Annotated in this window: 18 protein-coding genes; 7 read left to right on the top strand and 11 right to left on the bottom strand. The window is 63.7% G+C overall.

Annotated features, from left to right (window positions below):
- Positions 1 to 27: 27 nt before the first annotated feature.
- The 6 genes from ACQ4WQ_RS00155 to ACQ4WQ_RS00130 form a co-directional block, all read right to left on the bottom strand.
- Entirely contained in the window at positions 28 to 234 is a 207-nt protein-coding gene (locus tag ACQ4WQ_RS00155; protein ID WP_070223057.1) for a hypothetical protein, read from the bottom strand.
- Between the two features lie 80 nt (positions 235 to 314).
- A complete protein-coding gene (gene xerD / locus ACQ4WQ_RS00150) occupies positions 315 to 1,232 on the bottom strand; it encodes a site-specific tyrosine recombinase XerD (protein WP_414654758.1) in 918 nt (305 codons plus the stop codon).
- On the bottom strand, positions 1,229 to 1,729 hold the full coding sequence (locus ACQ4WQ_RS00145) for a methylated-DNA--[protein]-cysteine S-methyltransferase (RefSeq protein WP_436493829.1): 501 nt from the start codon (positions 1,727 to 1,729) through the stop codon (positions 1,229 to 1,231). Before ACQ4WQ_RS00145 ends, xerD begins: the two co-directional genes overlap by 4 nt.
- A gap of 425 nt (positions 1,730 to 2,154) precedes the next feature.
- The gene (locus tag ACQ4WQ_RS00140; protein WP_326458024.1) at positions 2,155 to 3,435 is read right to left on the bottom strand and encodes a TRAP transporter large permease; all 1,281 of its coding nucleotides are present in this window, start codon (positions 3,433 to 3,435) and stop codon (positions 2,155 to 2,157) included.
- Positions 3,432 to 4,004 carry a TRAP transporter small permease gene (locus ACQ4WQ_RS00135; protein WP_230539953.1) on the bottom strand — a complete coding sequence of 191 codons (573 nt, stop codon included), beginning with the start codon at positions 4,002 to 4,004 and terminating at the stop codon, positions 3,432 to 3,434. Before ACQ4WQ_RS00135 ends, ACQ4WQ_RS00140 begins: the two co-directional genes overlap by 4 nt.
- A 118-nt stretch (positions 4,005 to 4,122) precedes the next feature.
- Positions 4,123 to 5,115 carry a TRAP transporter substrate-binding protein gene (locus ACQ4WQ_RS00130; RefSeq protein ID WP_230539988.1) on the bottom strand — a complete coding sequence of 331 codons (993 nt, stop codon included), beginning with the start codon at positions 5,113 to 5,115 and terminating at the stop codon, positions 4,123 to 4,125.
- A 145-nt stretch (positions 5,116 to 5,260) separates the two neighbouring features.
- Here ACQ4WQ_RS00130 and ACQ4WQ_RS00125 point away from each other — a divergent pair, with 145 nt between their 5' ends.
- Positions 5,261 to 7,285, top strand: a complete 2,025-nt coding sequence (locus ACQ4WQ_RS00125) for a sensor histidine kinase (protein WP_436493826.1) — start codon at positions 5,261 to 5,263, stop codon at positions 7,283 to 7,285.
- A gap of 30 nt (positions 7,286 to 7,315) precedes the next feature.
- Positions 7,316 to 7,900, top strand: a complete 585-nt coding sequence (locus tag ACQ4WQ_RS00120) for a response regulator transcription factor (RefSeq protein ID WP_070287725.1) — start codon at positions 7,316 to 7,318, stop codon at positions 7,898 to 7,900.
- Between the two features lie 113 nt (positions 7,901 to 8,013).
- On the opposite strand, the gene ACQ4WQ_RS00115 is transcribed toward ACQ4WQ_RS00120, so the two are convergent.
- Together ACQ4WQ_RS00115 and ACQ4WQ_RS00110 are read right to left on the bottom strand one after the other, a co-directional pair.
- Positions 8,014 to 8,835: a siderophore-interacting protein gene (locus tag ACQ4WQ_RS00115; protein ID WP_436495925.1), complete on the bottom strand. Its 822-nt coding sequence runs from the start codon at positions 8,833 to 8,835 to the stop codon at positions 8,014 to 8,016.
- Positions 8,836 to 8,863: 28 nt separating this feature from the next.
- Positions 8,864 to 9,508, bottom strand: a complete 645-nt coding sequence (locus tag ACQ4WQ_RS00110; RefSeq protein ID WP_436493823.1) for a PadR family transcriptional regulator — start codon at positions 9,506 to 9,508, stop codon at positions 8,864 to 8,866.
- A gap of 146 nt (positions 9,509 to 9,654) precedes the next feature.
- On the opposite strand from ACQ4WQ_RS00110, the gene ACQ4WQ_RS00105 reads away from it, so the two are divergent.
- Positions 9,655 to 9,999: a DUF3052 family protein gene (locus tag ACQ4WQ_RS00105; protein ID WP_436493821.1), complete on the top strand. Its 345-nt coding sequence runs from the start codon at positions 9,655 to 9,657 to the stop codon at positions 9,997 to 9,999.
- Between the two features lie 7 nt (positions 10,000 to 10,006).
- Here the strand turns inward: ACQ4WQ_RS00105 and queG are convergent, their stop codons facing one another.
- Positions 10,007 to 11,098 carry a tRNA epoxyqueuosine(34) reductase QueG gene (gene queG / locus ACQ4WQ_RS00100; RefSeq protein ID WP_436493819.1) on the bottom strand — a complete coding sequence of 364 codons (1,092 nt, stop codon included), beginning with the start codon at positions 11,096 to 11,098 and terminating at the stop codon, positions 10,007 to 10,009.
- A 78-nt stretch (positions 11,099 to 11,176) separates the two neighbouring features.
- Between queG and tsaE the strand changes: the two genes are divergently transcribed.
- From tsaE to ACQ4WQ_RS00085, 3 genes are read left to right on the top strand one after another with little or no spacing between them, the layout of a single operon-like run.
- Entirely contained in the window at positions 11,177 to 11,665 is a 489-nt protein-coding gene (gene tsaE / locus ACQ4WQ_RS00095; RefSeq protein WP_070223037.1) for a tRNA (adenosine(37)-N6)-threonylcarbamoyltransferase complex ATPase subunit type 1 TsaE, read from the top strand.
- Entirely contained in the window at positions 11,629 to 13,029 is a 1,401-nt protein-coding gene (locus ACQ4WQ_RS00090) for an N-acetylmuramoyl-L-alanine amidase (protein ID WP_436493817.1), read from the top strand. The genes tsaE and ACQ4WQ_RS00090 overlap by 37 nt, the downstream gene beginning before the upstream one ends.
- 14 nt (positions 13,030 to 13,043) lie before the next feature.
- The gene (locus ACQ4WQ_RS00085) at positions 13,044 to 13,886 is read left to right on the top strand and encodes a D-hexose-6-phosphate mutarotase (RefSeq protein ID WP_436493815.1); all 843 of its coding nucleotides are present in this window, start codon (positions 13,044 to 13,046) and stop codon (positions 13,884 to 13,886) included.
- Here ACQ4WQ_RS00085 and ACQ4WQ_RS00080 read toward each other — a convergent pair.
- On the bottom strand, positions 13,883 to 14,782 hold the full coding sequence (locus tag ACQ4WQ_RS00080) for a carbonic anhydrase (protein WP_414654759.1): 900 nt from the start codon (positions 14,780 to 14,782) through the stop codon (positions 13,883 to 13,885). The genes ACQ4WQ_RS00085 and ACQ4WQ_RS00080 overlap by 4 nt on opposite strands.
- On the opposite strand from ACQ4WQ_RS00080, the gene ACQ4WQ_RS00075 reads away from it, so the two are divergent.
- A complete protein-coding gene (locus ACQ4WQ_RS00075; protein ID WP_251351786.1) occupies positions 14,781 to 14,972 on the top strand; it encodes a hypothetical protein in 192 nt (63 codons plus the stop codon). The genes ACQ4WQ_RS00080 and ACQ4WQ_RS00075 overlap by 2 nt on opposite strands.
- A 99-nt stretch (positions 14,973 to 15,071) precedes the next feature.
- Here ACQ4WQ_RS00075 and ACQ4WQ_RS00070 read toward each other — a convergent pair whose 3' ends face one another.
- Positions 15,072 to 15,722: a VTT domain-containing protein gene (locus ACQ4WQ_RS00070; protein WP_070223029.1), complete on the bottom strand. Its 651-nt coding sequence runs from the start codon at positions 15,720 to 15,722 to the stop codon at positions 15,072 to 15,074.
- Positions 15,723 to 15,767: the final 45 nt, after the last annotated feature.

Below are 15,767 nucleotides of genomic sequence, written 5' to 3'. Positions count from 1 at the left end.
GCCGCACCGGTCGTCAGGAACGGGGAATTACTGCGGCTGGGCGGGAGCGTCGCCAGCGGCGGCTGGATCAGCGTCGACGTCTGCGTCGTCCGCTTCCGGCTCATCGCCCTCGCTGCCGTCGGCCGGCTTCGGATTGTTCTTCGCTTCCAGCTTGCGCCTGGCTTTTTCCTCGGCTTTCTTCTTCTTTTCCAGCTCTTTTTGCCGTTTTTCGTATTGGAAATTTGTCTTGGCCATTTACTACCTCTTTAGTTTTTAGATGTTACAGATAAGCATATAAGGCACATTATGACGTAGTTGGAGCAAACTCCAAATGTTTAGCCTCGCGGATGATGCTGTGCATGCAGCAGTTTCAGCCGTTCACGGGCCACATGCGTGTAAATCTGCGTGGTGGAAATATCGGAGTGTCCCAGTAACAATTGCACAACACGCAAGTCCGCACCATGGTTGAGCAAATGCGTGGCGAACGCGTGGCGCAAGGTATGCGGCGACAGCGGCGCCGTGATGCCGGCGTTCAGCGCGTGTTTCTTGATGATGACCCAGAACATTTGCCGCGTCATGGCGCCGCCGCGCCGCGTGACGAACAGCGCATCGTCCATCTGCCCGTCGAGGATGACGCCGCGCGCTTCCTTCAGGTAGCGCTCGATCCACAGCCGCGCCTGTTCGCCGAACGGTACCAGGCGCGTCTTGCTGCCCTTGCCCGTGATGCGCAGCACGCCATCGTTCAGGCTCAGTTCCACCGATTGCAAGTCCACCAGTTCCGACACGCGCAAGCCGCTCGCGTACATGAGTTCGAGCATCGTGCGCTCGCGCAAGCCCAGCGGCGTGCTCACGTCGGGCGCCGCCAGCAAGGCTTCCACCTGCGCTTCGCTCAGGGTATGCACGAAGCGCGCCGGCTGCTTGGCCGACACCATCTTCAGGCACGGGTCGGCCGCGATATGCTTGTGCCGCAAGGCCAGCTGGTAAAACCGCTTGAGCACGGACAGCCGCCGGTTCGACGAGGTCGCCTTGCTCTCGTCGTGGCGGGCGGCGAAATACGCCTCGATATCGGCCGTGGTCACCTCGTACAGGCCCTCGCGCCCGGGCCGCGCCACTTCCAGCCAGCGGGCGAACAGCCGCATGTCGCGCCGGTAGGCATCGAGCGAGTTTTTCGACAGGCCGTCTTCCAGCCACAGGCTGTCGCAGAATTCATCGATCAGGGTGGCGTTGTCGGGCGCCAGCAGACTGTTCATCATCGGTAGGCCGCCACGCCTTCATGCGCCAGCAGCCAGCGCTTCACGCCCAGGTGGAAGCCCGTCGCATCGTCATGGTGGGCAAAGCCGCCCAGGCCGCCGGCGGCAGTGACCCGGTGGCAGGGGATCACCACGGGAAACCAGTTGGCGCCGCAGGCCTGACCGACGGCGCGCGGGGCCGAGCCGATCAGGCGCGCCACTTCGCCATACGTGCGCACCTGGCCGCGCGGAATGCCGGCGATTGCCGCCCATACCCGTTGCTGGTAAGCGCTGCCCAGGCCCGCCAGCGGCAGGTCGAACGGCGCATCGGGGTCGCGGAAATAGGCCGCCAGTTGCTGGCACGCCCGCTCGGAGACGGCATCCTGCGGCGCTTTCTCGTCGAAGTGCGGCGGCAAATACACGAGTTCGCGCACCTGGCCGTCCTGCGCGCGCACGCCCATGGCGCCGAACGGCGCGGCCACGATGGCACTGAACAGTTCACTGCCCTGTTGTTTTTTCATCTGCTGATCATTATTCAAGTGTGGCATATATGCAACCTGCCGGCGCCGGAAACCGCGCCACGGGAATTATGCACCGACTTTGGGCGTGCCGGCGGACGTTTCCCGCGCACGAAAAAAAAGCGCACCAGCCGGTGCGCTTCAAATATTGCTTCACGTTCCCGGTCGTTTGGGTCCGCCGGTGCCGGCTTGTGGCCGCAGACAGCTATGACTCAACAACTTCTGTGAAACGTGTGTCTCCTCAATATATCCCCGGTATCAATACCGTTTTTATAGACCACTCCCCCACTAACCTTGTTGCCAATTCTGTATTTCAGCCTTGCTACCGGGGCGCATATGCATATACGTGTTTCCCCTTAAGGCTGCCCATCATAGCGCATTTGTTCGGCAGGATCGACTTTTTTTGCACCATGACGGGGACAACTGTTTTAGTTGTAAATTAAATTTGGCAGCCACAGCGAGATTTGTGGTACGTAGGTAATCAAGCCCAGGAAGGCCAGCATCGTCAGCAGCCACGGCATCACGGCCACGGTCAGCTCCGAGATGCCCATCTTGGTGATACCGGACGCCACGTACAGGTTCAGGCCCACGGGCGGATGGCACATGCCCACTTCCATGTTAACCACGATCAAGATGCCGAAGTGCACGGGATCGATGCCCAGCTTCATGGCGACGGGGAACAAAATCGGCGCCATGATCAGCACGATGGACGACGGTTCCATGACGTTACCAGCCAACAACAGCAGTACGTTGACCACCAGCAAGAAGCTGATCACGCCAAGGCCCTTGCCCGTGATCCATTCGGCCATCGCTTGCGGGATGTTTTCGCTCGTCATCAGGAACGAGAACAGCACGGCATTCGTGATGATGTACAACAGCATCGCCGACATGGCGGCCGAGTCGAGCAAGACCTTGCCCACTTGCTTGATCTTCAAATCCTTGTAGACGAAGACGGCGATGATGAAGGCGTACACGGCAGCCATGGCGGCCGCTTCCGTGGGCGTAAACGCGCCCGAATAGATACCACCCATGACGATGACGATCAAGAGCAAGCCCCAGGCGCTCTTCTTGAACGTGACGAAGCGCTCCTTCCAGCTGGCCTTCTGCATGCGCGGATAGTTATTCTTGCGCGCCAAGAACCACGTGGTCAGGCCCAGCAGCATGGCCAGCATCATGCCGGGAATCACGCCCGCCATGAACAGCTTGCCCACGGACGTGTTCGTGCTGACGGAATACATCACCATCACGATCGATGGCGGGATCAGGATGCCCAGCGCGCCCGACGTCGTGATGACGCCGGCGCCGAAACCGCGCGGATAGCCCTGCTTGACCATGGCCGGCAGGATGATGGAACCGATCGCCACCACGGTGGCGGGGCTGGAGCCGGAGACGGCCGCAAACAGCGCGCACGCCATCACGCCGGCCAGCGCCAGGCCGCCATGCCAGTGGCCGACCATGGAGCTGGCGAAGTTGATCATGCGCCGCGCCACCCCGCCATGCGTGAGGAAGTTACCCGCCAAAATGAAGAAGGGGATGGCCATGATCTCGAACTTCTCGATGCCCGTGAAGATCTTCAGGGCCACCGATTCGATGGGCACGCTGGTCATGGTGAACAGGAACGTCAATACCGTCAGGCCCAGCGAGATGGAGATCGGCATGCCGGTCAGCATCAGCGCCAGCAGCAGCACAAAAATAATCAGCGCGTTCATGCCTTGGCTCCTTTTTCTTCCGCCGTCAGTTCGTCTTCCAGGCCCTCGACGTGCGAGTGGTCGTGTTTCGGCAAGGCGCCCGTCTTGATGAAATGCACCATTACCTGCAGGAAGCGGAAGCACATCAGGTAGGAACCGAGCGGCACGGCCAGATAGACCAGCCACATCGGCACTTCCATGTCGGCCGAAGTCTGGTCCGTGTGGCCGATCGACCACACGAAGCTGGCGCCCAGGGTCCCGACGATGCCCGTGAACAGGGCGCCGGCGGCCAGGCCGAAGACGATGAAACGGTCGCGCCAGCGCGGGTTCATGCGGTTGATCAGGACGTCGACGCCCACGTGGATGCCCGTGCGCACGCCATACGCGGCGCCGAACTTGGCCATCCAGACGAACATGTAGATGCACAGTTCCTGAGCCCAGCTGGTATTGATTTGTATCAGGAAGTCTTGCAGGCCCGGTATCGGCAAGCCTGCCAGGTAGCGGTGCACGACCGCGACGAAGATGATGAAGGTGGCGGCGCCCATCAGGGACGCGATCAGCCACTCTTCCAGGTGATCCAGAAATTTCATGGTGGACTTTCAAAGAATGCGGGTACACGGACTCCCGCGCAGGACGCGCAGGAGTCGTTCAAACGGACCGGCAGGGATGCCCTGCCTGCCGCGCCAGGCGGCGCGGCGCGCTAAAGGCTTACTTCGCGCTTTCCTTGTTGATGGCCGAGATCAGATCCTTGCCGATGCGCCCTTCCATGGCCTTCTGCACGGGCGCCAGCGCCTTGCGCCACTCGGCCTGTTCCTGCACCGTCAGCGTGTAGATCTGCGTCTTGCCCGCTTTCTTGATGGCGTCGAGGGCCTGATCGTTGTCGCGCTGGGCGATGGCTTTTTCAAACGTGGTCGCCTCGCGCATGGCTTTTTCCAGCTGGCCGCGTATATCGGGCGGCAAGCCATCCCAGAATTTCTTGTTGACGATGACGGCATAGCCCAGGTAGCCGTGGTTGGACACGGTCACATGCTTTTGCACTTCATGCATCTTTTGCGTGTACATATTCGATGGCGGATTTTCCGTGCCGTCGACCACGCCCGTCTGCAGCGCCTGATAGACTTCCGAGAAGGCCAGCACCTGCGGATTGGCACCCAGCGCGCGCATCTGCGCATCGAGCACCTTCGACGACTGGATGCGCATTTTCAGGCCCTTGAAGTCGGCCGGGGTATGCAGCGGCTTGTTGGCCGACATCACCTTGAAGCCGTTGTCCCAGTAGGCCAGGCCCGTGATACCCTTGGGTTCGAGTTTTTTCAGCAGGCTCTTGCCGATTTCGCCTTCGGTGACGTTGTACAACGCCGTCTTGGTGGGGAAGATGTAGGGCAGGTCGAACGCTTCGAATTCCTTCACACCCAGCGGGCCGAACTTGGCCAGCGATGGCGCCAGCATCTGCACGGCGCCCAGCTGCAGGGCTTCGAGTTCTTCCTTGTCCTTGTACAGCTGGCTGTTCGGGTACAGTTCGACCTTGACCTTGCCATTCGTGGCTTTCTCGGCCAACTGCTTGAAACGTTCGGCGGCCTGGCCTTTTGGCGTGTCCGTCGCCACGACGTGGCTGAACTTGATGACGATGGGCGCTTGCGCGTAAGCGTGGACGCCGGCGGTGGCGCCGATGGCCGCGCACAGCGCGACGAACAGGGTTTTCATTGGTGGCAGTTGCATTTTTGTCTCCTGAATGGTTTTTAGAAAAACTTTATTATTTGTCTACTTGAATATTGTGCCAAAGAAACTGCCTCGGCTATTGTGGTTAACCACAATAGCCGGTTCCCGATAAGCCGCTACCCTGCCAGCCATGCCGACTCCCCCCACCCTTGCGCGCCGCTTCAAGCTATCGAGCCCGATGCGCTGGCTGCTGCCCGTCATCCTGCTGCTGCTGTTCCTGTCCATCCTGTTCTGGCTGCCCTGGCAGGCGCGCCAGATGGAAAGCAACGAGCGCCAGGAGCAGCTGATCGCCGATACGCTGTGGGTGGAGCAGACCATCCGCTTCCAGCTGGCGCGCAACGAGGAAAGCCTGTTCAACCTGGGCGTGGACATCGCCAGCAGCTCCCTGTCGGCGGAAAAAGTGCACGAACGGCTGCAGCAGATGCTGCGCAATGGCCGCGAACTGCAGCGCGTGCTGTGGCTCGACACGAGCGGCAAGGTGCTGGCCACCAGCGACAACAATCTGCCGCACGCGCTGGCGTTTTCGCCCGCCTCGCTGACGGCGGCCGACAATGCGCGCCGCCTGCACCGGGGCCAATATGCCCAGCCTTCGCAGCAGACGGGCTTTCCCGACGCGCCGCCGGGCGCCATGCTGATGGATTACCACCAGCCCCTGTTCGACGGCCAGCGCTACGTGGGCAGCCTGGTGGCCACCTACCAGATCAGCAGCCTGCTCGATGAAATGGTGCCGTGGTGGTTTGCGCAGGATAACCAGATTTCGCTGATCGACCGCGACGACAAGGTGCTGGCGCGGCGCGCCGCCGCCGGCCCAGGCCACGGCGTGTACACGCACAAGCGCGCGCTCGACGTGCCGGGCGCCACCATCACCCTGTTTACCGACAGCGTGAAAAGCCAGCCCAAGCTGCTGCCCAATCTGCTGGTCGGCTCCGTCATCGCCCTGTCGCTGGGTTTATTATGGAGCCTGCTGGCCCTGTGGCGCCACATCTCGCGCCGCCTGGTGGCCGAAGGCGCGCTGCGCCAGCAGATGCTGTTTCGCACGGCGATGGAAAATTCGCTGGTGACGGGCATGCGCGCGCGCGACCTGGAAGGCCGCGTCACGTACGTGAATCCCGCGTTTTGCCAGATCGTCGGCTATCCGCCCGAGGAAATCCTGGGCCGTTTGCCGCCCATGCCCTACTGGGTGCCCGAGGCGCTGGAGGAATACCAGCAGCGCTTCGTCAAGGCCCTGGCCGGCAATCCCACGCCGCAGTTCGAAACCTATTTCCAGCGCCCGGACGGCACGCGCGTGGCCGTGCTGATCTTCGAAGCGCCGCTGGTGGACAAGAACGGCCAGCAGACGGGCTGGATGGGCTCCGTGCTCGATATCTCGGACCGCAAGCGCGTCGAGGAACTCAATCGCCAGCAGCAGGAAAAGCTGCAAACGAGCTCGCGCCTGGCCACCATGGGCGAGCTGGCGTCGATGCTGGCGCATGAATTGAACCAGCCGCTGGCGGCCATTTCCAGCTACACCACGGGCGCGCTGAATCTGATCCGCCGCGCCATCGAGCATGACGCCCCCGTCGATCCGGGCACCCTGAAGCCGGCGCTGGAACAGGCCAGCGCGCAGGCGCAGCGGGCCGGCCAGATCATCCGCAGCGTGCACGATTTCGTGCGCAAGAGCGAACCGCAGCGCCAGGATATCGCCATCCGCACCCTGATCGACGGCATCCGCGCGCTGATCGACCTGCAGGCGCGCAAATACTATGTCACCATCCAGGAAGAGCTGCCGCCGGACCTGCCGCTGCTGCGCGCCGATCCCGTGATGATCGAGCAAGTGCTGCTGAACCTGACGCGCAACGCCATCGAGGCGATGCAGGATGCGGCGCCCGGACGGCGTATCATGCGCCTGCGGGCCAGCCACGACGCGCAGCAAGGCATGGTGACGGTGGACGTGATCGACCATGGCCACGGTATCCCGGTGGACGTGGCCGAGCGCCTGTTTTCGCCGTTTTTCTCGACCAAGTCCGAAGGCATGGGCATGGGCCTGAACATCTGCCGCACCGCCATCGAATTTCACGGCGGCGCGCTGACCTTCGGCGCCAATCCCGCTGGCGGTACCATCTTTACCTTCAGCGTGCCGGCCGCCCCGCGCGCCGCACCAGGCAATAACGCATAACGAATAACGAAACGACAAGCCGGAGACACCATGCTACACATTATCGACGACGAAGAAGTCGTGCGCGACTCCCTGTCCTGGCTGGCCGCCTCGCGCAGCATCGAGGCGCGCAGCTACGCCAGCGCCCAGCAATTCCTCGATAGCCTCGACGGCGGCTTCGACGCCGCCGGCGACTGCGTGCTGCTCGACGTGCGCATGCCCGACATGAACGGCATCGCCCTGTTCGACCAGCTGGTCAAGCGCGACCTGACGGCGCGCCTGCCCGTGATTTTCCTTACCGGCCACGGCGACGTGCCGATGGCCGTCGACAGCCTGAAACGGGGCGCCTTCGATTTCTTTGAAAAGCCGTTCAACGACAACGACCTGATGGACCGCGTGCAGCAGGGCCTGGCCAACTCGCGCCAGGCCGGCGAACTGGCCGCCGTGCACGCGCGCCTGGCCACCCTGTCGACGCGCGAACGCGAAGTGCTGGACCTGATTTTGGCGGGCAAGATGAACAAGGTGGTGGCCGACAAGCTGGGCATCAGCATGCGCACCGTGGAAGTCCACCGCGCGCATATCTTCGACAAGATGCAGGTCAAGACGGCGGTGGAGCTGGCGGGGTTGTTGAAGTAATGGCGGTAACGTTGGATTACGCGGCGCTGGCGCGCCGCTAATCCAACCTACGCCATGATGCACAATGTAGGTCGGGTTAGCGCAAAGCGCGTAACCCGACACCACTCCCCCTATCACGCATCGTGATGCTCATGGTGCTCCGCCGCCCCATGCTTCCAGTAACTGGCCACATGCAGATGCTGCTTCGGCACGCCGGCGTCGATAAAGTGCCCGCGCAAGCCCTGCACCTGCGCATGCTCGCACGCCACCCACACGTAGCCGTCGCCCTCTGACGGCAGCGCGATCTGGCGCAAGGCGTCGAGCAGCAGCGGGCCCTGGCGGCCATTGCGCGCCACCCAGCGCAGGTCCAGCTGCGCCGCGCACTCGAGCGCGATCTGTTCGCCGTCTTCGACGATCTCGATCACGGCCATCGCCCGTGCCGTGGCCGGCAGCTGCTCCAGCCGGCGGGCGATGGCCGGCAAGGCCGTCTGGTCGCCCACCAGCACATACCAGTCGAAGTCGGGCGGCACCAGCATGGAGCCGCGCGGCCCGCCCACGCCCAGGGTCTGGCCGGGCGCCGCTTGCGCCGCCCAGCTGGCTGCGGGGCCGTCGCCATGCAGCACGAAGTCGATTTCCAGCTCGCGCCGCGCGGCATCGTAGCGGCGCGGCGTGTAGTTGCGGGCGATGGGGCGCGGCCCTTCCGCATACTCGATGGGATTGGCGCCATTGCCCAGTACGGGAAACACGGGTGTCGTCTGGCCCGGCGCGGGGAAGAACAGTTTCACGTGGTCGTCGTGCGCGGGCGAGACGAAGCCGTCCAGGTCGTCGCCCGCCAGCGTGATGCGGCGCATGTGCGGCGTCAGCTGCTCTGTGCGCACGACGGTGAGCACGCGCAGTTTCAAGTCATGCCGCACGCGCTCGATGGCGTGCGGACGTGATGTTGCAGGTGAGGCGATAGTCATTGCTTATCCTTGTAAAGTGGGCTCAGTGGCCGTCGACGATGGCGTTCGCCGCCTGTTCCAGCACGGCGGACACGCGTTCGGCTTCCGCTTCGCTCCAGTTGGTCTTGTTCAGCAACAGCGCATGCTTGAGCGTGTGCATGGCCTGGTGCACGCGCTCGGGCAAGGCCTTGCGCGCCTGGACGCGGGCAAACATGTCGAGGCGGGCCAGGATGCCGTCCACCTGGGCGCGGTTCTCGTCGAGATACGCGCGGCCCAGGTCCGTGATCGTGTAGAGCTTCTTGCCGCTGGCGCTTTCGGAGGACGTCACATGGTCCTGCTCTTCCAGCAAGGTCAATGTCGGATACACGGCGCCCGGGCTGGGGGCGTAGGCGCCGCCGCAACGCTCTTCGATGGCCTTGATGATTTCATAGCCGTGGCGGGGGCTGATTTCGATCAGCGCCAGCACGATCAGCGGCAGATCGCCGCGGCCGAAGACGCGCTCGGCCCGTTCGCCGCGCCCGCCGCGCCCGCCAGGACCGCCGCCCATGCCGTCGCCGCGCTCGTCAAATCCGCGCGGGCCGCGGCCGTGCATGAAGTAATCAGGGTTGTATTCGTGGCGATGCTCGCCGTGATGGTGGTGATGATGTTGGCCGCAATGGCCGTGTTCTGCGTGGTGTGAGTTTCTCATGTTTTCTCTTTAAAGATATATCGTTAGTAGGTATCGCCATTTTATAACGATATATCGATAAGTCAAGGAGAAATTTGCTATGCTCGTCTTTTCCCAACCGACACGCCTATGCCATGCCTGAAAAAACCGTTGCTGAAAAAATGTATGTGAAAAATGCAAAGGCCCTGGCCGTGCTCAATGACGGCGGCGAGCATGCCGCCCTGCTGGCGCAGTTGCCGGCCGAACGGCGGGTGAGCGAAGGAGAGAACGCCGACTGGATAGTGCTGTTCGCGCGCAGCCGCGCGGAACTGGAGCGGTTCCTGCCAGCGGCGCAGGCGCGCCTGGCGCCCGGCGGCGCGGTCTGGGTGGCCTACCGCAAGGGTGGCATAAAAGCGGGCAGCGACATCCACCGCGACGATATCCGCAGTTTTGCGCAAACAATGGGACTCGATAGCGTGGCGATGGTCGCCATCGACGCCGACTGGTCGGCGTTGCGCCTGAAACAGGCGTAAACCGGCGCTAATCGATGCCGTGCAGCGCCAGCGCCCATTCGACGTGTTCGCGCACGATGGCCGACGGGTGGTCGCGGCGCGACAGCAGCGCCGCGACGATGTCAGCCTGGCCCCGAGCCTTGACGGCCGCATTGCCCATGCCGACGGCCAGGTTGCGCAGCCAGCGTTCGTGGCCGATACGGCGGATCGCGCTGCCTTCCATGCGGCGGTTGAATTCCTCTTCCGTCCAGGCGAACAGTTCCACCATGCCGGCGCTGCCCAGGCTGTGCCGCTCGTCGAAGTCGGGCACGACGGCCCGCTGGGCGAACTTGTTCCACGGGCAGACGGTCTGGCAATCGTCGCAGCCGTACACCTTGTTGCCGATCAAGGGACGCATTTCGACGGGAATGGCGCCTTTCAGCTCGATCGTCAGGTAGGAGATGCAGCGCCGTGCGTCGAGCTGGTACGGCCCCAGGATCGCTTGCGTCGGGCACACCGTGATGCACGCCGAGCACTGGCCGCAACGCGGGGTCTCGGGCGGGTCGACGGGCAGCGGCACGTCGATGAGGATCTCGCCGAGGAAAAAGAAGGAACCGCCCTGGCGGTTGATCAGCAAGGTGTGCTTGCCGCGCCAGCCCAGGCCGCCCTTTTGCGCCAGCTCGACTTCCATCACGGGCGCCGAATCGCTGAAGACGCGGTAGCCGAAGTCGCCGATCTCGCCCTTGATGCGGTCGGCCAGCAGATGCAGGCGCGAACGCATCACCTTGTGATAGTCGCGGCCCCGCGCATACACGGAGATCACGGCCGCCGCGGGGTCGGCGTCGCGCGCCGCCTCGTGTGCGCGCCAGTCTGGCCCCAGCGCCGGGGGCAGGTAGTTCATGCGCGCGCTGATGGCGCGCACCGTGCCCGGCACCAGTTCGGCCGGGCGCGCGCGCTTCATGCCGTGGCTGGCCATGTAATCCATTTCGCCGTGATACCCTGCATCGAGCCAGGCCTGCAAGGGCGCTTCCATGTGCGACAGGTCCACGTCGGCGATGCGCACCTCGGCAAAACCCAGCTCGCGCCCCCATTCCTTGATGGTGCGCGCCAGGACGGCGAGATCGGTGACGGTGGCGGACATAGGGGACTTTACGGAAAACGGCAGGCGCGCGGGCGGTTACAATGACAGCAGCCTCCATTTTATGCGATACGGAAGATAATGACCGAACACTTCACAGCCCACCTCCACGACGAAGCCGGCACCGCCGCGCTGGGCGCCGCGCTGGCGCGCGCGCTGGCGCCGGGCCTGGCGATCTACCTGCACGGCGACCTGGGCGCCGGCAAGACGGCCCTCACGCGCGCCCTGCTGCACGCGGCCGGCCATGCGGGCCACGTCAAAAGCCCCACCTACACCTTGTCCGAACCGTACACGGTGCAGCTCGACGGCCAGAGCGTCAACGTCATCCACTTCGACCTGTACCGCATGGGCAGCGCCGAGGAATTCCTCGACGCGGGCTTTCGCGAAGACTTCGACGGGCGCAATATCTGCATCGTCGAATGGCCGGAGAAAGCCGAACCGGTGCTGCCGCCTGCCGACCTGAATATTTATTTGAACGTTGCGGGTACAGGACGTGATGTAGAATTGCAAGCGTCTTCTGAATTGGGTCTGTCATGCCTTCACCGTCTCAAATTCGCCCCGAACCTTTGATCTCCTCGCCCATCACCCGGCGCACGGTGCTCAAGGCCGGCGGCACCCTGCTGTTGTCCGTGTTCGCGCCCATGTCGGCGATGGCGGCGCAAATTCTCGCCGTGCGCGTCTGGCCGGCCGAGGACTACACGCGCGTCACGCTGGAAAACGACAGCATCCTCAAGGCGACCCACTTCATCGTCAAGGACCCGGAACGGCTGGTGGTCGACATCGAAGGGCTGGAACTCAATCCCACCTTGAAGGGCCTGGTGGCGAAGATCCAGTCGAACGACCCGTACATCAAGCAGGTGCGCGTGGGCCAGAACCGGCCCAACGTCGTGCGCCTGGTGTTCGACCTGAAGGAGGAAGTCACGCCGCAGCTGTTTACCCTGCCGCCGGCCGGCTCCTACAACCACCGCCTGATCTTCGACCTGTATCCCGTGCGCGAGCCGGACCTGATCGCGCAGATGATCGAAAAGGGCGACTGGTCGAGCGACCCGGCCAAGCCCCTGATGTCCGACACGCATACGCCGCCGCCCGCGCTGCCGCTGCCCGAGAGCGGCAAGCCGCCCGTGGCCGCCGTGACGCCGCCGGCGGCGCCCGCCGTGCCGCCCGTGCCCGAACTGCGTCCGGAACAGCGCCCCGAAGCGCGCCCCCTGCCAGGCCAGAAAGTGGTGCGCATGATTACCATCGCGCTCGATCCGGGCCACGGCGGCGAAGACCCGGGCGCCATGGGCAGCCGGGGCAGCCGCGAAAAAGACGTGGTGCTGGCCATCGCCAAGCGCCTCAAGACCAAGCTGGAACTGCAACCGAACATGCGCGTCATGCTCACGCGCGACGCCGATTTCTTCGTCCCGCTGGGCATGCGCGTGGAAAAGGCGCGCAAGGTTCAGGCCGACCTGTTCGTCTCCATCCACGCCGACGCCTTCATCCAGCCGACGGCGCGCGGCTCGTCCGTCTTCGTGCTGTCCGAAAAAGGCGCCACCTCGACGGCCGCGCGCTGGCTGGCCAACAAGGAAAACCAGGCCGACCTGATCGGCGGCGTAAACGTGAAGAACCACGACAAGCAGCTGGCCAGCGTGCTGCTCGACCTGTCGACGACGGCGCAGATCAATGACAGCATGAAGCTGGGCAAGGCCGTGCTGCGCGAAATCGGCGGCATCAACCGCCTGCACAAGGGTTCCGTCGAGCAGGCCGGCTTCGCCGTGCTCAAAGCCCCCGACATCCCTTCCATCCTGATCGAGACGGCCTTCATCTCGAATCCGGAGGAAGAAGCCAAGCTGACCGACAACGGCTACCAGGACCAGATGGCCGACGCCATCGTCACGGGCATCAAGAATTACTTTGCCAAGAATCCGCCGCTGGCGAAAAGCCGCCTGACCTGACATGAAAGCCTAGCATGAGCGAGAGTATCTTTGGCCAGCTGCCGGCCGTGACCATCCGCGCCGCCGACGGCGCGCAAGCGACCGTCACCCTGTACGGCGGCCACCTGGTCTCGTGGCAAACCAGCGATGGCCAGGAGCGCCTGTTCTGCAGCCGCGATTCCGCCCTCGACGGCAGCCGCGCCATCCGTGGCGGCGTGCCCGTGATCTTTCCCCAGTTCGGCGCGCGCGGCACGGGCATGCGCCACGGCTTTGCGCGCGTGGCGACCTGGCAGCTGGAATCGACGGGCGACGCCGATGGTGCCGCATGGGCGCAATTCATCCTGCGGCACACGGACCTGCCGGAGGCGATCGCCGCCAGCTGGCCCTGGGCCTTCACCCTGCGCCTGCGCGTGGCCGTCAAGGCGCAGGCGCAGGCGCTGGAGCTGGAGCTGTCCGTGCACAATACGGGCGAGCAGGCGTTTCCGTTCTCGGCCGCCCTGCACAGCTATTTTGCGATCGATCGATTGAGCGAGGCGCGCATTGGCGGCCTGCAGCGCGTGCGCTATTCGGACGAGACGCCGCAAGATGCCTTGCAGGCGGAAGAGGTGCTGCAATTTTCGGACAAGCTGGACCGCATCTACTACCAGCTGCCGGGCGCCCTGACCCTGCAGGCGGGCACCGCCACCCTGCGCCTGGAGCAGCAGGGCTTTACGGACGCCGTCGTGTGGAACCCGGGCGCGCAAGACGCGGCCGCCCTGCCCGACCTGGCCGACGACGAATACCAGCGCTTCATCTGCATCGAACCTGCCCTGATCCAGCCCGATACGCTGGCCGCCGGCGCCGCATGGACCGGCCGCCAGCGCCTGGAATGCGTTTAGTTGGATTCCTTGATGATGCGGCCATTACCGGGCTGAACCGGACGCGCATTTAACGGATACAAACGGCTGAACAGCGCCATCTGCGCCGGCGACGCCTGCACCGGCTGCTTCATCACCAGCCACAACACGCCTTCGCTGCAAGGCGGCTCCGTCATCGATCCCATATAGGTGTAGTAGTCGCGCCGCGCCGGCAGCATCTCGGCCGGGTCGAGCAGGATGGTCGGCTGCATGGTCTCGAATTTTTCCAGCGGCAGATTGTTCCACACGGTCTGGATGGTCGCTTGCGGCGCGCCCCGCTCCAGCAGCAGCGCCAGCACGGCTTGCCGCCCTTCCGCGTCGCGGTGCACCAGGTGCACCACCATCTCGAATGCCTTGCCATTGATGCGCTCTTCGGACGGGCGGTGGAAATGGAATTGCTGCAGCTCGAACATGCGGTTCTGCACCGTGATGTAATTGCCGCCGCTCACGCCCACCTGCACCGTGTGGCCATTGTCGACCACATTGAACGACGACGGGTGGTAGTCAAAGCTGATCTGCTCGAGTTCCACCTTCATGCCATCGCGGATATCGATCGGCGACTGGCGGCTGCCATTGCCGCACTTGGCCCAATCGACATTGATCTTGCTCCAGTTGGCCGGGCCGCTGTCGCCCTCGTACGACCAGTGCGTGCCGCGCGCCACAGGCGGCGGTGGCGGCGGCGCGGCCTTCACCACGGCGGCGCGCTTGGCGCGGGCGGCGGCGCGGGCCGCCTGGGTGGCGCGCATTTCCGCCAGGCGCGCCGCGATGCGTTCGGACAGGTCGACTTCGGCCGCTTCTTCCTTGTCGCGCGCCGTGGGCGCGACGACGACAGGCGCCTTGGCTTCCTTGCCCTTCACCGATTCGGTCAGGGTTTTCATGGCGGCCGCGCGCGCCGACGCCGACATGGGCGCGGATGCGGCGGCGCTCGCCGAAGCGGGGGCATCTTTGGCGCTTGCCATGGCCGCCATCGCGGCAAGGCTGCAAGCTAACAGGGCGCTCAAATGTCGCATGGAAATCCAGAAAGTGAGAATACCCTCTGGTTTACGGCTGGAAAGCAACAAAACTTGAATCAGCGCGGGAGTAAAACAGAAACAACACAGAGAAAAACAGGATCCGGGGCCGGCTGCGGGCTGTGCCGCAGCGCGCCTGCCCCGGATCCATGCGGCTTTACGCCGACTTGCCGACCATGCGCTTGTAGAGTTTCCACAAGCCGCCCAGTACCACCGGCACGACGGCGGCGCCGACACCGATCAGCACGATCAAGGTCAGGTGGTCGCGGATCCACGGGATATTGCCGAAGAAGTAGCCCGCCGTCACCAGACCGACCACCCACAATAGGGCGCCCGTCACGTTGTACATCTGGAAGCGCGCATGCGTCATGTCGGAAATGCCGGCCACGAACGGGGCGAAGGTGCGCACCACCGGCACGAAACGGGCCAGGATAATGGTCTTGCCGCCGTGCTTTTCAAAGAATTCATGCGTGCGGCGCATGGCATCCTTGTTGATCCAGCGGTAATCGTGGGTAAACACCCTTTGCCCGATGGCCTCGCCTATCCAGTAATTGAGCGTGTTGCCCGTGACGGCAGCCGTCACCAGCAAGGCGATCAGCAAGCCCAGGTGCATCTGTCCCGTCGCGCAAAACGCGCCGGCGATAAACAATAAGGTATCCCCAGGGAAGAAAAACAGCACCACGAGGCCTGTCTCGCAAAAAATAATGGCAAACAGCACTGCATACACGAGGGTACCGTACTGCTCGATCAAGAGACCCAGCGTCTTGTCGACATGCACGATCATGTCGAGGAATTGCACAAAATCCATATATTTTTCCCTAAAGGTAGCGGCGGAATCATACACCACCCGGCC

The sequence above is a fragment of the Janthinobacterium goodfellowi genome (assembly GCF_051380695.1).
Classification (GTDB): Bacteria; Pseudomonadota; Gammaproteobacteria; order Burkholderiales; family Burkholderiaceae_D; genus Janthinobacterium.
This window is presented reverse-complemented; position numbering and strand designations above follow the sequence as displayed.